Below are 23,266 nucleotides of genomic sequence, written 5' to 3' on the forward strand. Positions count from 1 at the left end.
TCTAAATTTACAACTTACTCCAGGTATTGTATCAAGTAGATCAATTTGTTTATCAAAAGGGCACATCCGCTTCATTACTTAGCTATCTAAGCTTGATATTTGTTTGTCAAGAAAGTCAATACATTTTTCCTCGCCCTTTTTGTATTAGTTAGTCACTAAACACCTTCAAGAAAAGACGGGATTTCCTTCTATATCCCCGAAGTATCAATTATCATAAGGCTTTTTATTGAGTTAATTATATGACTAATACTTTGAATTTTTTTATTTTAGCACTTTTCTTTGAGTACCTTAAACTTAGGGCTTAAGGTGATTTTTAAAAACATTTACGGAATCTCTGTATATAATTATTCTTGATTATGATTTAATATTTCTTCAAGTATCTCAACCACTGCTATAACCTGGCTTTCACCTACTTTCTCAGAGGGAATTCCTTGTTTTATACAACTCAAAAAATGAGAAAGTTCATAATAAAACATTCCTGTTGGTGGAAGATTTATTCCCGTAGGAATTTTTATCTCATCCTCTATATCAAAATAATAAGGTTCCCTTTCAGACTGATATAAAATCAAATTTTTTCCGTCGAAGACTACTAATGCATTCTCAAAGTAAATCCTCCAGCGTGTAGTAAATGGATAATCAGCATTATACCATGCCACTTCAGCAACTATATTTAATTTTCCATATTTATAGTTAAAACGGTATTGTTCTTGAAATTTTCTATTTTTTCTTCCACAGCTGGTAAAATTATACTTGTCTGGCTTTCCAAACAAACTAACTATTAGATCAAGGTCATGAATATGTAAGTCAAATGGTAAAAGTCCACTCTTATCCCTATCAAACAACCACCCACCTTGTGCCCAGCCTGGAGATCCTGTAATGCGTTCAAAATACCCATCAAGTGGTTTCCCAAACTCCCCATTTTCTATAATCTGGTGCAAAATTTCTGCTGCTTTAGTAAACTGTAAAACCTGACCCACAAATAATAATAATCCCTTCTCCTCCGCTAAATTAAACATATCTTCAGCATCTTCTTTATGAAGTGCTATAGGTTTTTCTACAATAACATGTTTCCCAAGAGAAAGGCTTTTCATAACCTGTTGTTTATGTAAAAAGGTAGGTGTACAAATATCAATAACATCAATCTCTTCCACCTGTACCATACTATCAATGTTTTTATAAACAGGAAGACCCCATTTTTCTGCTTTTTTCCTGCCAGATACAGAATTACTAACCACAGCTGCAACTTTACATCCATCGATTTCTGCATAATTATTATGATGTACGCTGCCCATCCCGCCAATACCAACAATACCAATTCTTATCATCCCTACTCCTCCTTTTCTTATTTTAAATTTCAAGTCCTATTGATTGTAAATATTGATAAGAATCTTTTACAGCTTGATTAATTTCCTCAATATTTTTTGCCCCATTTTTAGTAAACTCTATTTCAATACTTAAAGGACAATTATTTTCTGCCTGTTTCAATTTGCTTAGTATCATCTTGAAATCTATTCTTCCTTTTCCAAGTGCAGGAAAATTCCATTCATCTTGTCTCCCCGCTTTATCTTTGAGATGTATATGTCCAATTTCATTAATACAGTCTTCTACATCTTCTTCTAAATTTACTGCACCATAAAAAATGGCATTAGCTGTATCATAATTAATGACTACACGTGGTGAGTTGACAATATCTATAATATCTTTCAAACACTTACCTGTTCCATGTTTTCCATGGTTCTCTAATCCTAAAATTAAATTATATTCCTCTAAATACGGTATCAATTCTTGGATATGCCCTGCTACCTCAAAATTAGATATTTCAACCTTATCTTTCAAATGGGCTTCTCCAATAGAGGAAATAACATGCTCACATCCAAAGAATCCTGCAAGACGAATGTTAGCTATAAAATCAGCGATTCGCCCTTTATCCATTAGATTACAGTGACCACTCATGGAAATGGGGATTAAATCATTCTCCTTTAATTCATCTTTAATCTTATATAATTCCTTTAAACTCATTGTAGGAAAAACATGTTCTGTCCAACCCTTTGTCGCTGTAAGTTCAATATACTTAAAACCAGCTTTACTTATTCCATCCATTGCTTGACATAACGAATAGCCATGATAAGTATTAGTGTTAACAGCTATTATCCTCTGCAATATATCCATCTCCTTTTTTATAATATTTAGATTATTATAACATTGTAATATATGCGTTTTCAATAAATTGAACAAACATAAAAAAATTTTTCATCATTAAGCCTCTCTGGTAGAGTCAAAAACCATGGTGGTCTTTCCACCCTATTCTTTTATAAATCTACAAGGCAGACGACCACCAGGAAAACGACAGCTGTTAATAGCTGTCGTTTAATAATTAATTATGGTTTTTTTGGCAATTATTTAACTACAACACTATCAGTAGTAATCTTACCATCAACAATCTTCCAGACGCCTATAGTGTCATATCTATTAACCCCCCAGGAAAAGTTCGGCAACTTCATCATTATTTAATAATCCCTGACCAGTATCTTCATATTTATTTTGACCAGTTGCCAGAACATAACCTCTATCTGACATCCCCAGAGCCTTTTTAGCATTTTGTTCAACCATCAAAATAGATACACCAGTCTTATTAATATCTTTTACCTTATCAAGGATCATATCTATATACATTGGTGCCAGCCCAGCAGTAGGTTCATCTAATAAAAGAAGGTCTGGTTCTATAATCAATGCTCGACCAAAAGCAACCATCTGCCGCTGCCCACCGCTCAGTGTACCAGTTCTTTTCTTCCTCTTTTCTTTCAAGGGGGGGAATAAATCATAAATCAATGTTAATCTATCTTCCATGTTCTTGTTATTGACAAACGCCCCCATTTCCAAATTCTCATGTACAGTAAGTGAGGGAAATACATTATCACTCTGAGGTACAAATGAAAACCCAAGCCTTACCAAACGATCCGGCTTAAAACCACCTATTTTCTCTTCTCGATATAACACCTTCCCCTCTTTTGGTTTTACCAGACCAAAGATAGTCTTTAACAATGTTGACTTACCAGAACCATTAGGTCCAACTATAGAAACTACCTCACCTTTATTAACCCTGATCGATATCCCATGTAATATTATCATCTCTCCATAGCCAGCTACTACATCTTTTACTTCCAAAAGCATAAAGCATCATCCCTTTCAACCCCTTATAAAACAGCTACTCCCTATGCCACCTAAGTACGTCTCAATTACTAGTGGGTGTTTCCGTATGTCATCAAGCACACCTTAACAAATACCATTTAAAAACACATTTATTACTTAATAAATATTATATTTATGATATGTTTGTGTTACTTACGTGTTAATTTTATACCCGCTTTTTCTTTTTGTCAAGGCATTTTTATTCAATTTCAAATGGATACATGTTTTTGCTAATTATTACGTTAGCTTTTTGAGGCAACGTCCACAAAACATGACATGATTTAAGAGCAATTTTATATGATAACAGAAATAAAAATACACCCCTGTTTTATTTAATAACAGGGGTGTAAATTAAAAGAAATTTATTATCTTATTATTATTTAGTTTAATAATATCTTATTAAGAAATGTCCTTTTCACCAAGTTGAATATTCAAGGCATGAACAGACATGTTAATTTCGATTGCAGAAATAATCAATGAAATCATAAGCAGTACAAGCGCTACTGCAAAGATTATTTCTCCAGCAAGGGATTTTTCAAAAAATAATAAAAACATAGAGAAAACACAAAAAAACAAAGCAATAATAGCCAGAAACTGCATATTCCTGATAAGTTTAACTCTACATTTCAACGATTTTATCTGAGATGATATAACAATATTATCTTTCCCTTTTTCCTCTATTTCATCATGAAGGCTTCTAATTAAACTGGCAATAGCAGAAAACCTATTCGTATATGCCAGCATCAATAAAGAAATCGTAGAAAAAACCAATGCTGGCGTAGTTAATGTAAAACCCATTTATCCTCACCCCATTAATATTCTATATCTAAATTAATATCTAAAGCCTTTAAGGAAAAATATATCTCAATTAAAACTGATATAAGTGCAGCTAAGAAAAATATCAATCCTGCAGAAAATAACAAATTTACTATTATTCCTCCCCCTAATAATGTGAAAAACATTGCTGATATCTCAAAAAATAAAGCTAAAACACCAAAGATATGAATAAATTTAATAATTCTCAGTCTGATTGCAAAAATATTAATCTGTTCTTTAACATTTTCTATACTGCTTTCATTTTTAAACATTATATTGAAGTTTCTAATTAACCTGGAAAGCCTGGTAAATCTCAAAATATAAGCCGACATTAATAGACATACCCCTTTAAATAATAAGGCAGGTGTCCCAATACTTAAAAACATACCATCCCTCCTGGCAGATAAGATTTTATTGCTATTATATCTATGTTATTTATTAAATTTAACATTATAACTAGGCATATGTCAAGACTTTTATCCTATGTGCAAGTGTATATACAGATATACATTGACAAATTATACCTAAAGCAAAAAAACACCCTTTTAAGGTGTTTTTAGTAAAACATTTATAACTTTCTTAGAAATACTTATATGATTCAATAACTTTACCATTATTTAAATTCAAAATAGAGATTTCTCCATTTTTTATACTGGCCAGGGTTGGTACCCCAGGTGTCTGTTTAGGTAGTGCAATACTACCAGGATTAAGAAGTATTACCCCATCATCTTCCTTAATAACCGGGATATGTGTATGTCCATAGATAAGTATTTTTGCCCCAAATCTCCTGGCAAAATCAAACCTCTCTGCCTCATTATCATGTTGAAACCCGTGATAAATAACTATTCGCAAACCATTATCTTCTACTACAGACAACTCTGGCAGAGGATATGGTAATACCCAGTCATATACCAACCTGGGGATTATCTCTGAATATTTATTCCTTTTATTTCCTTTTGCCTATTTATTGTCATAACTGCAATAAGATAAGAAAACCATTTATTAAATAAATTGGGTTTGAAATACAAAGATTATATTAAGCAGATCTCCTAGCGTTTTATACCCAAATTATTTTAAACAAATCCTCTTTTATTAAAAATAAGGAAAAATATTCTTTAATATTATTATAAAAATATTTTTTAAAAAGGCCTTCAGGCAAATAATATTAATAATTTCACAGCTTATAAAGCCCCAAATAAAACAATAGCTAGCACTAACTGCTATTTTACGTTTTATTGTTGAAAATTCAATTGTTTTTTCTCAAAATAATTTGGCAGAATAAAATAAGACCTATATCTTATTTTACACAGTAATCTAAGATATAGCCTAATCTTTTCCTTGATGTATATAATCTGTTGAAAATTGTTTATAACTTTTAATTGGTTAGATAAGAATATTATATATTAGCATTACTAAATATTTAGTAATGCATTTGAAATTTCCTCAAATCTTTCATCAGTTATACCAAGTTTTTTCTTAAATCTTTCATCTTCAATTCTTACAACAATTATCTTGTCAGGAGATATTTCCTTAATAACATTTTTTGTCTTCTGAATTGATTCTTCATCATCGTTATAACCATTAATAATAGTAATTTCAAATATAAATTTCCCTTTGTATTGTTTATTAAAAGATACCATGTTTGAAATATATTCTACAAAGGTATACCCTTCAATCGGTCTTTGGATTCTTTGAAAATCTTCTTCTGTTATTACTTTTAACTCTCCAACAACCTCATCACATTTATTAGCAATTTTCATATATTCATCTCTACCCAGTAAATATCCATTAGAAAGCAGTCTTACAAGTAATCCTTTGCCTTTGATAAAGTCAACAATATCACCAATTTTATCATTCACCAAGGCTTCTCCTTTTGAGTTAATAAAGATTAATTCTGCTTTTGTATTTTCTATCATATTTTCTAGTTCAATTAATGAGCTACCTGTTTCATCAAATGACTTTTGGATATCCACCTTATTTTGCGACCTTCCAATAGGACAAAATATACATTCAAAGTTACAATGCTTTTCTGGAAGTATGTTAACTTCCAGTACCCTTCTTCCATCTTCAATATAAATATCTTTATAACTAAAACCACCCATCACCTTATCCTCCTCAAATTATTTTTTTTATTTTAAAACATACCTCCCCAAAAATAAAAAAGCCTGAGGAAATATTATAAAAATACCTCCCAGGCTTTTATCCTTCCGTGTGCACAGTAAACTGTGTGTTTTCTCTCGGACCTGCCAGTTATAAACTGCGGAACCCTAGAAAACCTAAGTATATAATTAAATTATGATTTGCAATTTAAAATTACAAATAATTTTAACATAATATTAAGATTAAATCAACATATCTCTAGTATAAAAATAAGGTGGATTATAATTATATCTTGTACAATTTACCTTACTCTTATTTTCTATAGTTTTTAATAAAACATTTGTCGTTTTCTTTAAAGATACTTATATGATTCAATAACTTTACCATTATTTAAATTCAAAATAGAGATTTCTCCATTTTTTATACTGGCTAGGGTTGGTACCCCAGGTGTCTGTTTAGGTAGTGCAATACTACCAGGATTAAGAAGTATTACCCCATCATCTTCCTTAATAACCGGGATATGTGTATGTCCATAGATAAGTATTTTTGCCCCAAATCTCCTGGCAAAATCAAACCTCTCTGCCTCATTATCATGTTGAAACCCGTGATAGATAACTATTCGCAAACCATTATCTTCTACTACAGACAACTCTGGCAGAGGATATGGTAATACCCAGTCATCTACCAGGGCATCAACATTCCCTTTTACTGCTAATAAGTTGTAGTCAGCTTTATTAATTAAATCAACAAGGCCTTTGGTATCATAACCCTCTGGCAGGCGATTACGAGCACCATGATAGAGTATATCCCCAGCATGGAGTACCATATCTGCCTGTCCAAAATAAGTCTCAGCCTTTTTCCAATTAGCCAGACTACCATGTGAGTCACTAAGCACTATAAAATTCATAGTTATCAGCCCCCTTTCTGCTAATTAATCTTATCTCAACTAGACAGAAATTACAAGGTCTACCATCTAACCGCAAAGCTAATATGACAGCCGAAACCGTCCCCTTGTCACATAGTTTTCGCTTTTTTATATTCTAGAAACTCTTCAACGGTTAAAAAGGTATTTTGGGCACCTAGTTTATGGCAGAGCTGGGTTACGTGTGGTGGTTCCAGGTAGGCATCTTTGAGGACTGCCTCCTGAGAATAGACATCCCTTGTGTTACTGTCAAGTAAAACCCTGCCTTCATTAAATACTACTGTCCTTTCAAAAGTCTCCGCCACAAAATCCATGTCGTGGATAATAGTTAAAACAAGTTTTCCTTGCTTACTCAGGTCTTTAATTAAACCCTTAATTTTCTCTTTGCCTGCATAATCCTGTGCAATTGTCGGTTCATCTAAAATAATAATAGCTGTATCCATGGCCAGGATAGAAGCAATAGTGACCAGTTTCCTGTCAGAAAGGGTTAGGTCATAGGGGTTTATTTCCTGCTTATCTGCTATATCCAGCATCTTAAGTGCTTTTAGGGCATTATCGCGTGCAGTATCCTCATCCTGTCCAATATTAAGTGGGCCAAACATAACCTCATCAATCACTTTACCCTTAAAAATCTGGTCATTAGGGTTTTGAAACACCAGACCAATTTCACCAGCCAGTTCAGCTACCGTAGCTTCCCTGGTGTTTTTGCCATTTATAATTATATCTCCTATCTTAGGTTTTAAAATACCTTTTAATAGTTTAACAAAAGTAGTTTTACCGGCACCATTTTGACCAATGATAGCTGTAGACCTATGATCAAATTCTAAGCTAATCCCTTTTAATACCTCTTCCTCTTCAGTATAAGAGAAATGTAGGTTTTCTACTGAGATTTTTTTATCCATTATGATCAACCACCACTCCATAGGCCTCTTCCAGAGTAACAGGATATAGACCTGTATCTTTATCTTGATAACCAAGCCCTTTACATATCCTGGTAAAAGAAGGAGCTGCAATACCATGTTCTGCCAGGTCGTCCCGCGAAAAAACCCTCTGCGGGGTATCATAATCAATCATTTCTCCATCATCTAAAAAAATCACTCGATCAGAGTAGGCCGCTATTTTTTCCATTTTATGTTCCACCATAATAACAGTCATCTTCTCCTTACTAAGCTTCTGAACAGCCCTAAAAACCTCTTCAGAACCCTGAGGATCAAGCTGAGAAGTTGGTTCATCCAGTACTATAACCTGTGGTTTCATAGCAATAATACTGGCAATAGCCATCCTCTGCATCTGCCCTCCAGATAAATCAAAGGGATTGCGGTCTTTATATTGATATATACCCAATAAATCAAGGGCATAATCAACCCTTTCAATTATTTTCTGACGGCTAATTCCAGCATTTTCTAAGCCGAAAGCCACTTCTTCATAAACAGTTAATTTAGAACCTGTAACCTGAGTAAAAGGGTTCTGGAAAACAATACCCACCTGTAAAGAAAGGTCACTAATTGAGGTATTTAAAACCTCTAAACCATCAACAATTACCTTCCCACCATAGGTTCCTTTATAAAAATGGGGAACAAGGCCGGCCAGAGCCTGACAGAGGGTGGACTTCCCGGCAGAGTTTTGACCTACTATCCCAATAAATTCCCCTTCTTCTATTGAAAAAGATATCTCTTTAAGTGCTAGTTCCTCTGACATAGGGTATCTATATTTTAATTTATCTACTATTATTTTTTTCATGATAATATCCTCCAGATAAGGGCTGCAATTACAATAAGTATTAGTATGAGTTGAATTACTTTATCACCAAACCCTTCTTTTTCTTCATTTAAAAATGTCTTTTTAACACTGGAGTTAAATCCCCTTACCTCTAACGCCATAGCCCTTTCCCTGGTATTAATTAAAGAACTCATTACCACTGGTCCTATCAAGGGAAAAAAGGCTTTTATCCTTGTTTTTATACTACCTTCAGTTTCCATGCCCCTTGACCTCTGTGCTTCAGTTATTGTATTCATGGTAGCAGACATCTGAGGAATAATTTGTAATACTGAATTTAATACATAACCAATCCTCGGTGATAAACCTTTTCTAACCAGTGATTCAATCAATTCAGACGGCTTTGTTGTAAGAACAAGAATGGCAAAAGAACTTAAAATATTTAAAACCCTTAAGCATATATCAAAGGCATATAAAAGTCCTTCCTTATAAAAAACTATACTACCAATACTAAATAATGCTGTCTTATTCCCTAAATTAAATAGCCCCTGAATTATAACTACTGATATTAAAACAATACTACTAAATCCAATAATAGGAAACACTTTCCTCAGTACCCGACCTGAAATTATTATTAAAAAACTCAGCAGTACAGAAGCAAGCATCACCTTTCTAACAGGAACAAGTATCAAAAGCAAGATTACTGCTATGATATACATTATCTTGCTAAGAGGACTTATTTTATGGACTAAAGTATCCCTTTCCTGATATAAACTCATAGTTTTCAACGATATCGCCGTCCTTGTTTAAAAATATTAATCTTCTTAAGCCTCAAAACTATCTATTTCTTTATTTCCGCCCCTGTAAAGATTAATGATGTTTTTAGGTAATCCCTTATAGATTATAAAACTAATTAATACTGTTGCTACCTTATCAGGTAGATCAACAACAAGCTCATCCAGAAATGATGCTAACCAAACAGGTGCATTATTAGCAATTAGTGAGGCATAGAGGGCGTCACCCCAGACATTACCAGTCTGTCCACCCCAGAAACTGATATTTATTGGAGTTGAAATAACTGCTGCTACTAAACCTGTTATTAAACCAACAACAATGGCCTTACCAAAGCTCTCAATCCAGCCTTTATAGGCCATAATACCAATTACCAGACCAATACCTATACTGGTAAGTGCATAAATAAAAGAGATAGGATCCATTGTCAAACCATAGACTATATTATTAATTGCACCCGAAATCGCCCCAATAATAGGACCTGCCAGCATACTGGCCAGGGCTGTACCAATAGCATCCAACCAGAGTGGGAGTTTTAAAACCCCTGCAAAGAGTTTACCAATGTAATTAATACCTACAGCTGCCGGAATAAGAACTAATGAAGCAGTCGAAAAATTGAATGACCAAAGCCTTTCTTTACTCATGAAAAATTCCTCCCTTTTAGTTTTTATTATTTAAAGCTATTGCTTCCAGGGCTGTAATGATCTCCTGTTTCTCCCCTTCAACAGTAGCATTTAAACCATCAACATAATCATTAATCCCCTCTTCCAGATTACCATTAGAATCCACAACTACATTTAATATTGAAGCAACCTGTAATCCCCTTAGTCCACCTATCACAAAAAGGGCAGAGCTCTCCATATCAGAACCTAATATCCCTTTAGCTGACCAGTACTGGTCAATCTCATTCTCCCTATCTGTATAGAAACTATCATGACTGCGAATCAAACCAGTATGATATGAGTAATCCAATTCTTCAGCAGCCTGTTGCAAAGCAAACAAGAGAGCTGGGTCAGGAACAGCTGGATATCCTTTTTCTATATATGTATCAGATAGACCATCATTCCTGACAACTCCATTAGCTATTATCAAATCCCCTAATTTTATATTATCCTGTAGGGCCCCACAACTCCCTATCCTGATTAAGGTTTTCACACCAATATTCTTCAACTCTTCTACAGCAATTCCTATAGAAGGCCCACCTATACCTGTAGATACAACCAGGATCTTTAGGCCTTTATAATAACCTGAAATACTCTTGTATTCCCTATTAAAGGCAATATCCGTAGGGTCATCTAAAATATCACGGGCTATTTCTACCCTTGCAGGGTCACCCGGTAAAATAGCAAATTCAGCTGTGTCTTTATCAGCACAGCGGATATGAGGTTGCATATTCTTGATCAAGTTCTCTACACCCTTTCTATATTGTTTACTGATTCTTACTAAGTTCCTGTTCTTTCAAAAGCCCTTCCATATCGTTGATAATAATACTCTTATTATTGATGTCTATTATTCCTCTGTCCCTTAGTTCCCTGAAAACCCTGTTAATACTCCTTTTAGTAACAGCAAGCTGTTCACTAATCTTATCTTTGTTAATGGATATCTCTATTTCTTTTGGATGATCACCTGGCTTTTGATTACTCTCCAGTAAATATTTAATTAAACGATATTTTAGTGAATAAAGATTATCATTCATTGCTTTGATAGAAAGATTATAAAAAAGACTGGCCATGCTTTTAGCAAAGTAATTGCTAATATGTATATCCAGTTCAATCCACTTAAGAAAATAATCCCTTGCCAGGCTGATCAAAACAATCGGTGAAACAGCCTCAGCATAACACGCCGCCGGTTTTTTGTCAAATATTTCTAATTCGCCAATATAATTACCCTTTGTATACAAGGCCTGGGTATATTTCTTCCCATTTTCTGCCAGCGCATAGATATCCACATAACCTTCAATAATAATATAAAACCTCTCTGGAATCTCACCCTGTTTTAATAATATTTCCCCTTTTTTATACTCACAAAACTGCCAGTGTTTTAATATCTCATAGGGGCAGAACTTAAGCATCTTATTTATTTTTAAGTTATTTGCCATTACCTTTTGGATCTCAGATATATTCATGATTAATCATCACCCTTATCTTATCATATTATAAAAATCCATCCCAGGACATATGTCTTCATGAACAAGTTTTTTAGATTAAAATTGTTAATATTTCAATAATTACATTCTACCAGAATTAATTTCCATCTTCAAACTTAGTATCTGAGTATATTTTTTAAATCATTTAAATTTACAACAGTATTAATTTACAAGGTCTGTCATAATAGATGAAAGCCATGTGACAGACGAACCGTCCCCTTGTCATAAAAAACACCAGAGATCAAATTGATCCCTGGTGTTAGTAGTTTTTTAAGTAATTATATTTTAATAATCTTTTTCTTCAATATAGATCAAGCTCTCTTCAATAGCCTTAACTGTATAATTAAGGTCTTCATCAGTATGACGATAGCAGATATAGCCGTGGTGATAGGGCTGCATAAAGACACGACGCCTGATCAACTGTGTATAGAAATCAGTTCTCTTTGCTTTATAGGTTTTAGCTTTATCCCTCTGGAAGGTTATATAAGGCATAGGAGGTATACCAGATACCTCTGCCCCTACCTGGTGTTTCTCAGTCAGCGCTTTAATATCTTCTAAGAACTTACTACCCTTTTCCCAGATATATTCCAGTACCTTTTTGGACTGTAATAACTCAATAGTCTTTAAAGCCGCGGCAAAAGAAAGACTGTTGGGAAAAAACGTGGAAGAAACAAACACATCATGTTCTGCCTTTTTCATTACCTCTTTTTTGCCGGCTACTGCAGCAATAGCATAGCCATTTGCCATCGCCTTACCAAAGAGTGATAGATCTGGTGTCACTCCATAATATTCCTGGGCACCACCCAGTGCTACCCGGAAACCAGTCCTAATCTCATCAAAGATCAGGATAGTATTATACTTATCAGCCAGTTCTCTAACACCTTCTAAGAAACCAGGTTTTGGTTCTTCAATCTTATTACCCAGTGGATGGCCAACCGGTGTTATGATGATAGCAGCAGTATCATTACCATGCTCGAACAATAACTCTTCCAGACTAGCAAGGTCATTATATTTAAAACTGTAAACATCTTCATAGAGTTTTTCTGGTATACCACCCTTTACCTCAACACACCAGTCATGCCAGCCGTGATAACCACAGCGCATAATCTTGGTCTTATCGGTATAACCTCGGGCCAGTCTAACAGCCAGGGTGGCAGCAGCAGAACCTGTCTTTAGAAAGATAACCTGTTCAGCAGATGGTATTATTTCAACCATTTTTTCTGCCAACCTATTTTGAATAGATTGAGTTAAAGAAAAACAGAAACCCTTATCTCTAATCTGTTTTATAACAGCCTCATCTATTTCTTCCTCACAGTAGCCCATAATAATTGGACCATAAGCACATAGATAATCAATATATTCATTACCATCCAGGTCAATAATCCTGGACCCTTTACCAGATTCAAAGTAATTTGGGTATTCACCCTCTACAAAATTATAAGGTCTCCTGATCCCAAGCACAGCACCAGGTGTCAGCTCATAACCCCTGGCTACCTCACTCATGCTTTTTTCTAAATTTAATTTTCCTACTTCACTCATTTAACACACACCTTCTTTCATTATTTCCTTTTGATTAAATTCAAATATACCTGCAATTCATTTAAGTATATAATCTGGTATAAATCTCCCTCAACTTTTTATTTTCCCGCAGTATTTCCAGAGAAATAATGGCATGGTTATGGCAATAACCATTTCCGATTATCATCTCTACATCTTTGCCAATTCCCTCTGCACCAAGGGCTGCTTTAGTAAAACTGGTAGCCATACTAAAGAAGTATATTGTACCCCTGTCTTTAGCAGCCAGGATTGAAGCCATCTCTGTATTAGGGACATTAACATTATTGATGACCAGATCACATAAATTGCCATCTGTAATTTCCTCAATCTTTGCCAGGACTTCTACAGGTTTAGTGGCATCAGCCTGGACTATATAGTCTGCCAGGTCCAGAGACTCTACAGTCTGGCATTCCTTTTCATTATAACATAAAGCAATAACTTTACCAGAGATACCGGCCCTTTTCTGGGCCTCATGGAGACAGAGCATCCCTGATTTGCCGCCTGCCCCGATAATTAAAACGGTATCACCTGAATTTACAAGACGGGCAGTTTGGGCTGGTGCACCTGCTACATCAAGCAGGGCCAATGCCAGAGTGTCTTCCATATCTTCAGGGAGTTTAGCATAAATACCCGTCTCAAAAAGAACAGCCTGCCCCTCAATATCAACCTGGTCAATATCCATATGGATTTCTTTAATCTCTTTTATCTGTAGTGGGGTAAGTGATAAAGAAACCAGGGTAGCTATCCTGTCCCCTACTTTGAGTTTACAATCTGTCAGGGCATCACCAATCTTACTGACCGTACCAATTAGCATTCCACCAGACCCAGTTACTGGATTTTGATGTTTCCCCTTAGTTCCCACAATTTCCTTCATCTTCTCTTTTATCTTTTCTTCATCACCACCAGCCTCATTCTTTATCTGGGTGAAACTGGCTGAATCAATATTTAGGGTCTGAACATCTATTAAGATTTCGTTATCATAAATCTCCATATCGTTATCAATCTTATCTGCTGTCTGGGGGAGTACACCCTCAGGTTCTAAAACGCGATGCAAACCATATCTGTTGCCCTTTTTCAAATTAATCACATCCTTATTAATTAATAGATATAATAAATATCACTAAACTTTAGTTAAATCTCTAAACAATTTCCAGAATCTCTCTGGCTTCATCAGGTTTAGCAATTTCACGGCCTAATTCATTAGCCAGGACAACTATCCTCTCTACTAATTGGGCATTACTATTGGCCAGCTGATTCTTCTTGTAGTAAATATTATCTTCAAACCCGACGCGAACATGTCCACCCATGACAATAGTATTAAGCGCTACAGGAAGTTGATGTCTGCCGACACCTGCCGCCGTCCAGGTAGCATCTTCTGGTAAGATTTCTGTAAGATATAAAAGATTTTTTAAAGAGGCCTTAATAGCACCGGGAACCCCCAGAACCAGGTCAAAATGAAGGTGTTTATTTAACAGACCCTCTTTTTTTAGTTGCAATGCACTATAGATGTGACCGGGCTCAAAGCATTCCAATTCCGGTAGAATATCATATTTATCCATCTCTCTGGCAAAATTACGCATCAAGGGAAGGTCATTAACAAATATATTATCCCCAAAGTTAGTTGTTCCACAATCCAGGGTAGCCATTTCTGGCTTAAGATAGACCGGCTGTATCCTCTCCTCCCAACTCATTCCAGCTGCACCACCTGTTGAAGGTTGGATAATAGCCTTAACACCCTTCTCTTTCATTAACTTAATAGTCTCAGCAAAAACATCTTTATCCTGTGTTGGTCGGCCGGCCTGATCACGGACATGGAGGTGGATTATGGAAGCCCCCGCCTTTTCAGCCTCAAGGGCAGCTTCGGCTAGTTCTTCAGGAGCAAGTGGTAGATTGGGGTTATCCTCTTTAGTAACCTCAGCACCACAAATAGCTGCAGTAATAATCAGTTTCTCCACCAGCCTCACCTCCTCTGCCTTTCCTTTTTGACCAGACATGTTCCACTGGCCTTACCCACCAGTATAGGCTCATCTAGGACATCTGCTGCTGAAGGAAACTCTGCATCCTCTGCAGCAGTGATCACCTTTCTGGCTGTAAAACTCATCTTTCTTGAGGTATTACCCACATGTGTAATATGGCCTACAGCCTCAATATAATCTCCCACATAAACAGGGGCCAGGAATTCAACACTATCATAGGCAACAAATAAACCCTCATCACCATCATTTCTAATCAATAATTCAGTTGCTATATCTCCAAAAATCTCCAGCATCCTGGCTCCATCCACCAGGTCACCAGCATAATGGGCATCATGCGAACTCATTCTAAGTCTAATCATAACCTCCTGCAAAAAAAACACCCCCTATTATTTTTCAACATTTAATCCCCGTTCAACAATAGTCTGCACAATATAAGATGCTACATCAGGTGGCAGAGTACCTGTTCCAAACCCTGCATCAAAACCAAGCTCCAGAGCAAGTTGATGACTAATACGAGGACCGCCAACTACTACTACAAATTTATCCCGCAGACCCTCTGCCTCCAGCAGCTCCACCAGTTCTGTAAGGTTTTTAATATGAACATCTTTTTGAGTAACTACCTGTGATACCAGGATTGCATCTGCTTCTAGTTCTAAGGCCTTTTCTATTAATTCCTCATTGGGAACCTGACTGCCTAAATTATGGGCATTAATCTGGGGATAACGTTCCAGACCATATTCACCAGCATAACCTTTCATATTCATAATAGCATCCAGGCCCACAGTATGGGCATCAGAACCAGTACAGGCCCCAACAACTGTTACCTTACGGCCAATCTTATCTTTTATATAGTTATTCACCTCATAATAATCCATTACATCTGTTTCCACACTGGCTACCTTTATACCAGTAAAATCAACACTATGAATTAATTTACCATATAAAACGAAAAAACTAAATCCCTCACCCATATCTTTCATTTCAACAACACCTACTTCCTCTAAACCCATCTTATTGGCTAATAAACGGGCGGCTTCCCGAGCCTCTAGTCCTGTCTCCAGAGGAAGAGTAAAACTAAGCTGTACCTTACCATCATTAAGGGTATCACCATATGGTTTAACCGCTTGATAATTTAATTCATTCATCAGATAATATCCCCCCTTCTAAAATAATATGACCAATTATTTTTTCTTAAAATTTAGATGCTAAGACGTTCTTTAAAAGTTTCCATAAAGGGATTATAATAGGATTCAGCTTTTTCCACAACCCCATCAGCACCTTTTCCACCGGCAATAGGTCTTGTTATATCAGCAAACATACCTTCTTCAATAGCAGGCATAAGCCCCTTCTTTGCAATCCCCTTTAACATATCTTCTGTTTCAGCCAGTACCTTATCAGCCCTTTGTTGTATTTTACCGTCTTCTTTAAAGCTTATCTCTTCTGACAGACTACGGGCATTATTAAATATATATTTGGCATTTTCAATACTTAAAGCCCTATCACTGAGGAATGGTGTATGAATAGCTTCAGTAAGCATCCCCAATAGTTGAATAGACTGGCCAGTCATTATTGAAGCCAGGTTAAACATACCATCCTGCAGATGTCCTTTAAAAATATTACCGGTCATATATTTAGTCGGCGGCATATATTTTAAAGGTGCATCAGGGAAAAGCTGTCTGATGAGCTGTGCCTGAGCAATCTCCAGTAGGAAACCATCTTTAATATCTGGGTTAATCTCGAAGGCATGACCCAACCCCATCTGTTCAGCTTTTAGACCTGAACGGTAAGCCAGTTCCTCATTAATAAATTGTGAGGCAATTACCGTGTGCGCCTCTGCTACTGCATCAGCTGTAGTCAGATAATTATCCTCACCAGTATTAATAATTATACCGGCAAAGGCATTGATCATCCGGGAGAAATACTGGTCTATAAAGGTTCTCTTCATATTAATATCCCGGAAGAGAATACCATATATAGCATCATTAAGCATCATATCCAGTCTTTCAATAGCACCCATAGCAGTAATTTCGGGCATTGCCAGACCTGATGCATAGTTAACTAGCTGGATATATCTACCCGTTTCTTCACCTACCTCATCAAGTCCTTCCCTCATAATACGGAAATTCTCCTGGGTAGCATATGTTCCACCAAAACCCTCAGTTGTAGCTCCATATGGTACATAATCCAGCAGGCTTTGGGCAGTACTTCTGATCACAGCAACTATATCAGCACCCTGACGGGCAGCTGCCCTGGCCTGGGTTACATCTTCATATATATTACCTGTAGCAACAATAACATATAACCAGGGTTTAGGACCTGGAGGAAGCTTTTCCTGTAGTTCCTCTCTCCTCTTTTTAGTACCCTCTATAACGGCAACCTTCTTATTTACCAGTCCTGTTATTTTTTTCCTGATATCTGCCAGCTTATGTTCTTTAAGTTCGGTCAGGGAAAGCTTGCCCAGAGCTACCATCTCAGCTATCTCCTGCGGTTCTTTACCCAGTTCCAGCATTGCATTCCCCAACCAGTAAGCTATACCTCTATCTAATTTCCCTGCCTCCAGTACATTATCTACTACAATATTGGGAAAGGGAACCTCAGTACCCTCTTCTACCCCATCTATACCAAAAAGACGGGCCACAGTCCTTTCCACTGAAGTAGTGGTATTTTTATCTATATGTTCCTGTATTCCATCAGCAATATCAACAGCATATTCACGGCATTTACTAACTAACTGCTCATCAATCCTCAATTTACTTCTCATATAATTCCTCCTTCCTTATTTACACTAAATATTATTTCAGGGATAAATATTCCTCACTCATTAAATCATATACTGGTATACCGGGCAGTTTTTCTCTTATTTCATCTACAAGCTGCCTGGAATCAAGATGAACCCCATAGGGGCTAAGTGGATTTACGGTAATACCCAGTATATTTATCTTATCCAGGACAGCAAGCTCAATATTATATTTATCCAGGAGATTAAAAATCCCTCTATCTAAAAATACCCTGGTACCATCTTTAACTACTATCTTACAATTCTTTATCTTCAGGTCATATATTAAATCCTTCACAAAGCTATTTACCAGAGCACCCTTTAAAATCAAAGTTTTAAGACCATCATTACCAGACAATTCTAATCTCTTCTTTAATCCCTTTAGTGAAAAAGAGATTCTGGACTCTATCTCTACTAAGTCTCCCCTGCTATCTATCATTGCATTTTTATCCTTATGATAGACACCTTTAATCAGCTTTCTAAGCTTCGCGCCTTTTATCTCAGGGGTAGTCAGTTTTCTAACCTGATCAAGGGTTTTTTCTATCACACCCTCTACGGTATTAGCAATTACTGCCCCTGTTGAGAGAATAATACCTTCGGCCAGCAGGGGAACAGCAGAACTGCGCCGGTCAAGTGCACCATCCAACAAAATCAGGTCAATATCTTCAGGGAGATATTCCTTAATCTTCTGAAGCTGGCCGATAGAGTTTATCCCGATTAATTCGACAATACCAGATTCTTCAGCTTTATAGACCTTAACCTCACCAAAAGGGGTCAAAATATCTGTAGCTGAAAAAACCCCTGCCTTGAGATTACTGGCCTGATATACCCGATCAGCCGTTGCAAAAACATTCCCTGCTGATACCTTTATCCTCGGTTTTTTCTTTAAAGTCAGGGAGTCTATCTCTTCTCCATCACGTCCAAAAGAGATGAGGGCCAGCTTCAAACCAGCATGGGTCCCTTCTTTGACCAGTGTATTAAAAGCAACTGTTTTTCCAGAGTTTTTGGCCATTCCGATAATAGCCAGACAGTTAATCCCTCTGTCCCTGATCAACTCTATAAATCTCTTATCCATATAAACCCACCCTTAGTTAAAACTCTTTTAGGTCCTCACTTATAATTAACTCAGCTTCTGTTTTCTTTATTACCTCTTCGACATCTACCCCTTTAGCTATTTCCTTAAGTACTAATCCCTTTTCAGTAAATTCCATAACAGCCAGTTCAGTTACAATTAGATCAACCTCTTTTCTGGCAGTTAAAGGGAGGTTACATTTCTTCAAAATCTTGGCCTGGCCTTTTTTGGTTACATGCTGGGTAGCTACAATTACCCGGCGGGCACCTACCGTCAAATCCATAGCACCACCCATACCTGGAACCATCTTGCCGGGAATCATCCAGTTGGCCAGATTTCCCTCCTGGTCTACCTGCAAAGCACCAAGTACTGTAGCATCAAGGTGACCTCCACGAATAATCATAAAAGAGCTAACACTATCAAAAAATGCCCCACCCTTTTTTATTGTAACCGGCTGCCCACCTGCATTAGTAATATCTTTATCTTCCTCACCCTCTACAGGAGCTGGTCCAAGACCGACAAAACCATTCTCTGAATGTAGTATTATCTCAACATCATCCTCAATGTAATCAGCAACCATCGTAGGCAGGCCAATACCGAGATTTACTAAATCCCCATCTTCAAATTCCCGGGCCACACGTCTAGCTATCTTCTCTCTTGCCTTCAAGTAATTCACCCTCTTTCAACTATTGTAGAACAACCCTGACCCCCACCTATACATAAAGTTGCTAAACCAGACCTAACTCCTCTTTTCTTCATTTCATGTAGTAAGGTAACAAGTATCCGGGCACCACTGGCACCAATTGGATGACCAAGGGCAATAGCACCACCATTTACATTAACTATCTCAGGGTTTAATTTCAACTCCTGTAAAACTGCCAGGGACTGGGCTGCAAAGGCCTCATTTGCTTCAATAAGTTCAATATCATCTATACTTAAACCGGCTTTCTCCAGGGCCTTTCTGGTAGCTGGAATCGGTCCTGTTCCCATAATTTTAGGGTCAACACCTGCCGAGGCATAGGCCTTAATCCTGGCCAGTGGGGTTATCCCCAGAGCAGCAGCCTTTTCAGCCGACATTAATAAAACAGCTGCAGCACCATCATTGATCCCGGAGGCATTTCCGGCTGTAACAGTACCGTCTTTTTTAAAGGCTGGTCTTAGTTGCGCCAGTTTTTCTACAGTAGTACCGGTTCGAGGATGCTCATCTGTATCAAAAATAAGGGGTTCCTTCTTCCTCTGTGGTACCTCAACAGCAACAATTTCTTCTTTAAATCTACCTTCCTCGACAGCCTTCTCTGCTTTCTGCTGACTTAAGGCAGCAAATTTATCCTGTTCCTCACGGGACAGTTTCCACTGTTCAGCAATATTTTCAGCTGTTATTCCCATATGATAGTCTTCAAAGGCCTCCCAGAGACCGTCCTTAATCATTAAATCCACCAGCTTACTGTTACCCATTTTGTTACCCCAGCGCATATTCTCTGCCAGATAACCTGCCCTACTCATATTTTCCATACCACCTGCAACAATTACATCTGCATCACCAAGTAATATTGCCTGAGCAGCCAGATTGATAGATTTCAGACCAGAGCCGCAGACCTTATTGATAGTTACACTGGGTACCTGATAGGAAAGCCCTGCCTTTACAGCAGCCTGCCGGGCAGGATTCTGACCAAGCCCACCCTGGAGAACATTACCCATTATTACCTCATCAACCATCTCCGGGTCAAGACCAGTTCTTTTAAGGGATTCTTGAATAACAAGAGCTCCCAGTTCAGTAACCTCAATATCCTTTAAACTACCACCAAATGAACCTATCGCAGTCCTCACCGCACTCACAATTACAACTTCTCGCATCATATCACACCCTTATTTTGAATTTTAAAAATCTTTCCTAAAATTACTTAAGAAAAATCAACTATATAATCAACAAAGATGCCCGGTGTCATAATTTGATTTGGATCAAGTTCACCTGTTGGTACTATCTCTTCTGCTTCTACTATCACTATATCAGCTGCCGCAGCCATGACCTGATTAAAATTCCTGGCTGATTTACTATATATAATATTACCCGTCTGGTCTACCTGCCAGGCCTTTATTAGTGCAATATCAGCCCCCAGGGGCAGTTCTAGTAAATATTCTTTACCATTAATTTCTTTCTTGTTTTTACCCTTTTCTACCACAGTTCCCACACCTGTCGGGGTATAAAAGCCGCCAAGACCTGCTCCATAGCTACGTATCCTCTCAGCCAGGGTACCTTGAGGTACAAGCTCTACCTCTAATTCCCCCTTATTCATCTGCAAACCTGTTTCTTTATTTAAACCAATATGTGAGGCAATTACCTTTCTAGCCCTTTTTTCTACAATTAGACTACCAAATTTTCCATCTGTAAAACCTGTATCATTGGCTATCAGGGTTAGATCCTTAATCCCTTCAGCTAATAAAATATCAATCAACTTAAGGGGGGCACCACATTCCATAAACCCACCTACCATTATCGTCTGTTCATCTGCCAGATAATCCTTAACCTCTTCTGGATTAATTACCTTGCCCATTAGATCCCTCCTTTTAATCTTTATTTATCCATGTCAGTTATACCATCACTAATTCTTTTAAAAAATAATCTCTCTGTAATATAAAAATATACAGAGAGATTATTTTTGTATATTTTATATACAGCTAACTTTATTAGGACTTAATATTTTCCTGGGCACTATAGGCTGTTGGGTCATCAAAATCACCCTCATACCAGATGGCATAACCACTAAATCCGTAGATTACTGCTATAATCGGCACAAAGAGAGCCAGAAAGACAAATGGGAAATACTGGGTAGTCGGTACACCCAGGGCACCAGTAAAGAATACCCCACACAATCCCCATGGAACCAGTGGTGAAAAGACAGTTCCTGCATCTTCAAGTGTCCTTGATAAAACCCTGGGTAATAATTTCTTCTTTTTAAATTCAGGTATTACCATCCTACCTGTTATAATGATAGCCATATACTGACTGGCAGTAGCCAAATTAAGGCCTATTGCTGAAACTACTGTAGTTGCAATTAAGCCACCGGTATTAGCTACTAAGCTGCTAAATTTACTCAAAAAGACCTCTAACATCTTGGTCTTCTCCAATATTCCACCCAGACCAACACCAACAAACCCTAGGGAAACTGTCCACATCATACTTTGCAGACCACCACGGGTTAGTATCTGATCAACCTCTGCTACACCAGTACTACCAGTATAACCATAATTCATTACATTAGTAATCTCAGTAATAGTTGAACCCTGGAAGATTAGCGCCAGTAAGGCAGCAACCAGTGAAGCAGCTATCATCGTAGGCAGAGATGCAACCTTCTTTACGGCCATAACTATTACCAAAATAGGAGGTATTAACATAATTGGGTTGATTACAAAACTCTCCCTTAAAGTAGAAGTAATTAACTCTACCTGTGATGCATCGGCAGTACCCTGGACATAAAATAAACCAAGCAGCCAGTATGCTATCAGAGCAATTACAAAAGCAGGTATTGTTGTATACATCATACTCTTAATGTGGTCAAAAAGATCTGCCTCACCAACAGCAGAGGCAAGGTTTGTGGAGTCAGAAAGCGGAGACATTTTATCCCCCAAGATAGCACCACTAATTACTGCACCAGCCGTCATGGCCGCAGGTACTCCTAGACCAGCACCAATTCCCATCATAGCAACACCTACAGTACCACCAGAAGTATATGAACTTCCAGTAGACATCGAAGCCAGAGCAACTACTATCGAGGCAGCCACCAGGAAATATGATGGAGATAAGATTAATAAACCATAATAAATAATAGTCTGGATAGTACCAGAAGCAACCCATGTACCAATAACCACACCAATAATCATTAAGATTAACATCGGTAGCATGGCCAGGTTAGCACCATATAACATTGCATCCTGAATCTCCTGCCAGGTATAGCCGTATTGCATAGCCACTAAAGCAGCCACAACAATAGTCAGAATCAGTGTTACATGAACAGGAATACTTAACCATAATACTGAAATAGCCATTCCAACAGCTAAAAACAATAGAACAAACAATACACCGCCAAAACCCGGCAGTTTTTCATCTGTCTGATTAATCTTTTCCTCAGTCAAAATATTTTCCCCCTTTATAATTTAAATAAAAATATAAATAACAGTTTTTATGCCAGATAACACCTCCCTTAAA

The 23,266-nt window shown here is 37.1% G+C and carries 25 protein-coding genes and 1 riboswitch; all 25 genes read right to left on the reverse strand.

Translation table 11 applies throughout. The annotated features are described in order from the left end of the window. Nucleotides 1–344: 344 nt before the first annotated feature. The 25 genes from D7D81_RS17900 to nhaC all read right to left on the reverse strand — a co-directional run bounded on the left by D7D81_RS17900 (nucleotide 345) and on the right by nhaC (nucleotide 23,193). Nucleotides 345–1,325, reverse strand: coding sequence for a Gfo/Idh/MocA family protein (locus tag D7D81_RS17900; RefSeq protein ID WP_125991380.1), 981 nt, complete (start codon nucleotides 1,323–1,325; stop codon nucleotides 345–347). A 22-nt stretch (nucleotides 1,326–1,347) separates the two neighbouring features. Next, complete coding sequence (locus D7D81_RS17905; protein WP_353622135.1) at nucleotides 1,348–2,169, reverse strand: sugar phosphate isomerase/epimerase family protein; 822 nt, start codon at nucleotides 2,167–2,169, stop codon at nucleotides 1,348–1,350. A 300-nt stretch (nucleotides 2,170–2,469) separates the two neighbouring features. Next, nucleotides 2,470–3,171, reverse strand: coding sequence for an ABC transporter ATP-binding protein (locus tag D7D81_RS17910; protein ID WP_125991382.1), 702 nt, complete (start codon nucleotides 3,169–3,171; stop codon nucleotides 2,470–2,472). A 417-nt stretch (nucleotides 3,172–3,588) separates the two neighbouring features. Next, the gene (locus D7D81_RS17915; RefSeq protein ID WP_125991383.1) at nucleotides 3,589–3,987 is read right to left on the reverse strand and encodes a DUF2721 domain-containing protein; all 399 of its coding nucleotides are present in this window, start codon (nucleotides 3,985–3,987) and stop codon (nucleotides 3,589–3,591) included. A 14-nt stretch (nucleotides 3,988–4,001) separates the two neighbouring features. After that, nucleotides 4,002–4,391, reverse strand: coding sequence for a DUF2721 domain-containing protein (locus D7D81_RS17920; RefSeq protein WP_125991384.1), 390 nt, complete (start codon nucleotides 4,389–4,391; stop codon nucleotides 4,002–4,004). A gap of 193 nt (nucleotides 4,392–4,584) precedes the next feature. After that, a complete protein-coding gene (locus tag D7D81_RS17925) occupies nucleotides 4,585–4,920 on the reverse strand; it encodes a metallophosphoesterase family protein (RefSeq protein ID WP_286169906.1) in 336 nt (111 codons plus the stop codon). Nucleotides 4,921–5,417: 497 nt separating this feature from the next. Beyond that, on the reverse strand, nucleotides 5,418–6,107 hold the full coding sequence (locus D7D81_RS17930; protein WP_125991386.1) for a radical SAM protein: 690 nt from the start codon (nucleotides 6,105–6,107) through the stop codon (nucleotides 5,418–5,420). Between the two features lie 84 nt (nucleotides 6,108–6,191). Continuing rightward, nucleotides 6,192–6,287: riboswitch (guanidine-I (ykkC/yxkD leader) on the reverse strand. 170 nt (nucleotides 6,288–6,457) lie between these two features. After that, complete coding sequence (yfcE, locus tag D7D81_RS17935) at nucleotides 6,458–7,012, reverse strand: phosphodiesterase (RefSeq protein ID WP_125991387.1); 555 nt, start codon at nucleotides 7,010–7,012, stop codon at nucleotides 6,458–6,460. Nucleotides 7,013–7,119: 107 nt separating this feature from the next. After that, nucleotides 7,120–7,929 carry an energy-coupling factor ABC transporter ATP-binding protein gene (locus D7D81_RS17940; protein ID WP_125991388.1) on the reverse strand — a complete coding sequence of 270 codons (810 nt, stop codon included), beginning with the start codon at nucleotides 7,927–7,929 and terminating at the stop codon, nucleotides 7,120–7,122. Next, the gene (locus D7D81_RS17945) at nucleotides 7,922–8,767 is read right to left on the reverse strand and encodes an energy-coupling factor ABC transporter ATP-binding protein (RefSeq protein ID WP_125991389.1); all 846 of its coding nucleotides are present in this window, start codon (nucleotides 8,765–8,767) and stop codon (nucleotides 7,922–7,924) included. Before D7D81_RS17945 ends, D7D81_RS17940 begins: the two co-directional genes overlap by 8 nt. Continuing rightward, on the reverse strand, nucleotides 8,764–9,531 hold the full coding sequence (locus D7D81_RS17950; protein WP_125991390.1) for an energy-coupling factor transporter transmembrane component T family protein: 768 nt from the start codon (nucleotides 9,529–9,531) through the stop codon (nucleotides 8,764–8,766). Before D7D81_RS17950 ends, D7D81_RS17945 begins: the two co-directional genes overlap by 4 nt. A 36-nt stretch (nucleotides 9,532–9,567) precedes the next feature. Further along, nucleotides 9,568–10,179 carry an ECF transporter S component gene (locus D7D81_RS17955; protein WP_125991391.1) on the reverse strand — a complete coding sequence of 204 codons (612 nt, stop codon included), beginning with the start codon at nucleotides 10,177–10,179 and terminating at the stop codon, nucleotides 9,568–9,570. 16 nt (nucleotides 10,180–10,195) lie between these two features. Next, the gene (locus tag D7D81_RS17960) at nucleotides 10,196–10,936 is read right to left on the reverse strand and encodes a nucleoside phosphorylase (RefSeq protein WP_125992349.1); all 741 of its coding nucleotides are present in this window, start codon (nucleotides 10,934–10,936) and stop codon (nucleotides 10,196–10,198) included. A 28-nt stretch (nucleotides 10,937–10,964) separates the two neighbouring features. After that, nucleotides 10,965–11,660 (reverse strand): Crp/Fnr family transcriptional regulator, encoded by a 696-nt coding sequence (locus D7D81_RS17965; RefSeq protein WP_125991392.1) that lies wholly within the window; start codon nucleotides 11,658–11,660, stop codon nucleotides 10,965–10,967. A gap of 306 nt (nucleotides 11,661–11,966) precedes the next feature. Beyond that, a complete protein-coding gene (locus D7D81_RS17970) occupies nucleotides 11,967–13,220 on the reverse strand; it encodes an aspartate aminotransferase family protein (RefSeq protein ID WP_125991393.1) in 1,254 nt (417 codons plus the stop codon). Between the two features lie 61 nt (nucleotides 13,221–13,281). Next, on the reverse strand, nucleotides 13,282–14,316 hold the full coding sequence (gene kdd, locus D7D81_RS17975; RefSeq protein ID WP_125991394.1) for an L-erythro-3,5-diaminohexanoate dehydrogenase: 1,035 nt from the start codon (nucleotides 14,314–14,316) through the stop codon (nucleotides 13,282–13,284). A gap of 61 nt (nucleotides 14,317–14,377) precedes the next feature. Beyond that, nucleotides 14,378–15,193, reverse strand: a complete 816-nt coding sequence (gene kce / locus D7D81_RS17980) for a 3-keto-5-aminohexanoate cleavage enzyme (protein ID WP_125991395.1) — start codon at nucleotides 15,191–15,193, stop codon at nucleotides 14,378–14,380. A 5-nt stretch (nucleotides 15,194–15,198) separates the two neighbouring features. Beyond that, complete coding sequence (gene kal / locus D7D81_RS17985; RefSeq protein ID WP_286169912.1) at nucleotides 15,199–15,558, reverse strand: 3-aminobutyryl-CoA ammonia lyase; 360 nt, start codon at nucleotides 15,556–15,558, stop codon at nucleotides 15,199–15,201. Nucleotides 15,559–15,600: 42 nt separating this feature from the next. Continuing rightward, nucleotides 15,601–16,359: a lysine 5,6-aminomutase subunit beta gene (gene kamE, locus D7D81_RS17990; protein WP_125991396.1), complete on the reverse strand. Its 759-nt coding sequence runs from the start codon at nucleotides 16,357–16,359 to the stop codon at nucleotides 15,601–15,603. Nucleotides 16,360–16,412: 53 nt separating this feature from the next. After that, complete coding sequence (gene kamD / locus D7D81_RS17995) at nucleotides 16,413–17,975, reverse strand: lysine 5,6-aminomutase subunit alpha (protein WP_125991397.1); 1,563 nt, start codon at nucleotides 17,973–17,975, stop codon at nucleotides 16,413–16,415. 31 nt (nucleotides 17,976–18,006) lie between these two features. Then, on the reverse strand, nucleotides 18,007–19,065 hold the full coding sequence (gene kamB, locus D7D81_RS18000; RefSeq protein WP_125991398.1) for a lysine 5,6-aminomutase reactivase subunit KamB: 1,059 nt from the start codon (nucleotides 19,063–19,065) through the stop codon (nucleotides 18,007–18,009). 16 nt (nucleotides 19,066–19,081) lie between these two features. Then, nucleotides 19,082–19,729: a 3-oxoacid CoA-transferase subunit B gene (locus D7D81_RS18005; RefSeq protein WP_164522342.1), complete on the reverse strand. Its 648-nt coding sequence runs from the start codon at nucleotides 19,727–19,729 to the stop codon at nucleotides 19,082–19,084. Nucleotides 19,730–19,734: 5 nt separating this feature from the next. Then, nucleotides 19,735–20,916, reverse strand: a complete 1,182-nt coding sequence (locus D7D81_RS18010) for an acetyl-CoA C-acetyltransferase (RefSeq protein ID WP_125992353.1) — start codon at nucleotides 20,914–20,916, stop codon at nucleotides 19,735–19,737. A 47-nt stretch (nucleotides 20,917–20,963) separates the two neighbouring features. Further along, nucleotides 20,964–21,614: a CoA transferase subunit A gene (locus D7D81_RS18015; RefSeq protein WP_125991400.1), complete on the reverse strand. Its 651-nt coding sequence runs from the start codon at nucleotides 21,612–21,614 to the stop codon at nucleotides 20,964–20,966. Between the two features lie 133 nt (nucleotides 21,615–21,747). Beyond that, a complete protein-coding gene (gene nhaC, locus D7D81_RS18020) occupies nucleotides 21,748–23,193 on the reverse strand; it encodes a Na+/H+ antiporter NhaC (protein ID WP_205739277.1) in 1,446 nt (481 codons plus the stop codon). Nucleotides 23,194–23,266 lie beyond the last annotated feature (73 nt).

Origin of the sequence: Halocella sp. SP3-1 (genome assembly GCF_003953885.1) — a bacterium.
Classification (GTDB): Bacteria; Bacillota; Halanaerobiia; order Halanaerobiales; family DTU029; genus Iocasia; species Iocasia fonsfrigidae.

Excerpts from the sequence above, each read along its gene's own strand:
- D7D81_RS17955 (WP_125991391.1), bottom strand. The coding sequence starts at position 10,179 with ATGAGTAAAGAAAGGCTTTGGTCATTCAATTTTTCGACTGCTTCATTA.
- kamB (WP_125991398.1), bottom strand. The coding sequence starts at position 19,065 with ATGGATAAGAGATTTATAGAGTTGATCAGGGACAGAGGGATTAACTGT.
- D7D81_RS17945 (WP_125991389.1), bottom strand. The coding sequence starts at position 8,767 with ATGAAAAAAATAATAGTAGATAAATTAAAATATAGATACCCTATGTCA.
- D7D81_RS17905 (WP_353622135.1), bottom strand. The coding sequence starts at position 2,169 with ATGGATATATTGCAGAGGATAATAGCTGTTAACACTAATACTTATCAT.
- D7D81_RS17900 (WP_125991380.1), bottom strand. The coding sequence starts at position 1,325 with ATGATAAGAATTGGTATTGTTGGTATTGGCGGGATGGGCAGCGTACAT.
- D7D81_RS17930 (WP_125991386.1), bottom strand. The coding sequence starts at position 6,107 with ATGGGTGGTTTTAGTTATAAAGATATTTATATTGAAGATGGAAGAAGG.
- kal (WP_286169912.1), bottom strand. The coding sequence starts at position 15,558 with ATGAGTTCGCATGATGCCCATTATGCTGGTGACCTGGTGGATGGAGCC.
- D7D81_RS17970 (WP_125991393.1), bottom strand. The coding sequence starts at position 13,220 with ATGAGTGAAGTAGGAAAATTAAATTTAGAAAAAAGCATGAGTGAGGTA.
- kamD (WP_125991397.1), bottom strand. The coding sequence starts at position 17,975 with ATGAGAAGTAAATTGAGGATTGATGAGCAGTTAGTTAGTAAATGCCGT.
- D7D81_RS17915 (WP_125991383.1), bottom strand. The coding sequence starts at position 3,987 with ATGGGTTTTACATTAACTACGCCAGCATTGGTTTTTTCTACGATTTCT.
- D7D81_RS17910 (WP_125991382.1), bottom strand. The coding sequence starts at position 3,171 with ATGCTTTTGGAAGTAAAAGATGTAGTAGCTGGCTATGGAGAGATGATA.
- D7D81_RS17965 (WP_125991392.1), bottom strand. The coding sequence starts at position 11,660 with ATGAATATATCTGAGATCCAAAAGGTAATGGCAAATAACTTAAAAATA.
- D7D81_RS17920 (WP_125991384.1), bottom strand. The coding sequence starts at position 4,391 with ATGTTTTTAAGTATTGGGACACCTGCCTTATTATTTAAAGGGGTATGT.
- D7D81_RS18010 (WP_125992353.1), bottom strand. The coding sequence starts at position 20,916 with ATGCGAGAAGTTGTAATTGTGAGTGCGGTGAGGACTGCGATAGGTTCA.
- yfcE (WP_125991387.1), bottom strand. The coding sequence starts at position 7,012 with ATGAATTTTATAGTGCTTAGTGACTCACATGGTAGTCTGGCTAATTGG.
- D7D81_RS18015 (WP_125991400.1), bottom strand. The coding sequence starts at position 21,614 with ATGGGCAAGGTAATTAATCCAGAAGAGGTTAAGGATTATCTGGCAGAT.
- kamE (WP_125991396.1), bottom strand. The coding sequence starts at position 16,359 with ATGAATGAATTAAATTATCAAGCGGTTAAACCATATGGTGATACCCTT.
- D7D81_RS17940 (WP_125991388.1), bottom strand. The coding sequence starts at position 7,929 with ATGGATAAAAAAATCTCAGTAGAAAACCTACATTTCTCTTATACTGAA.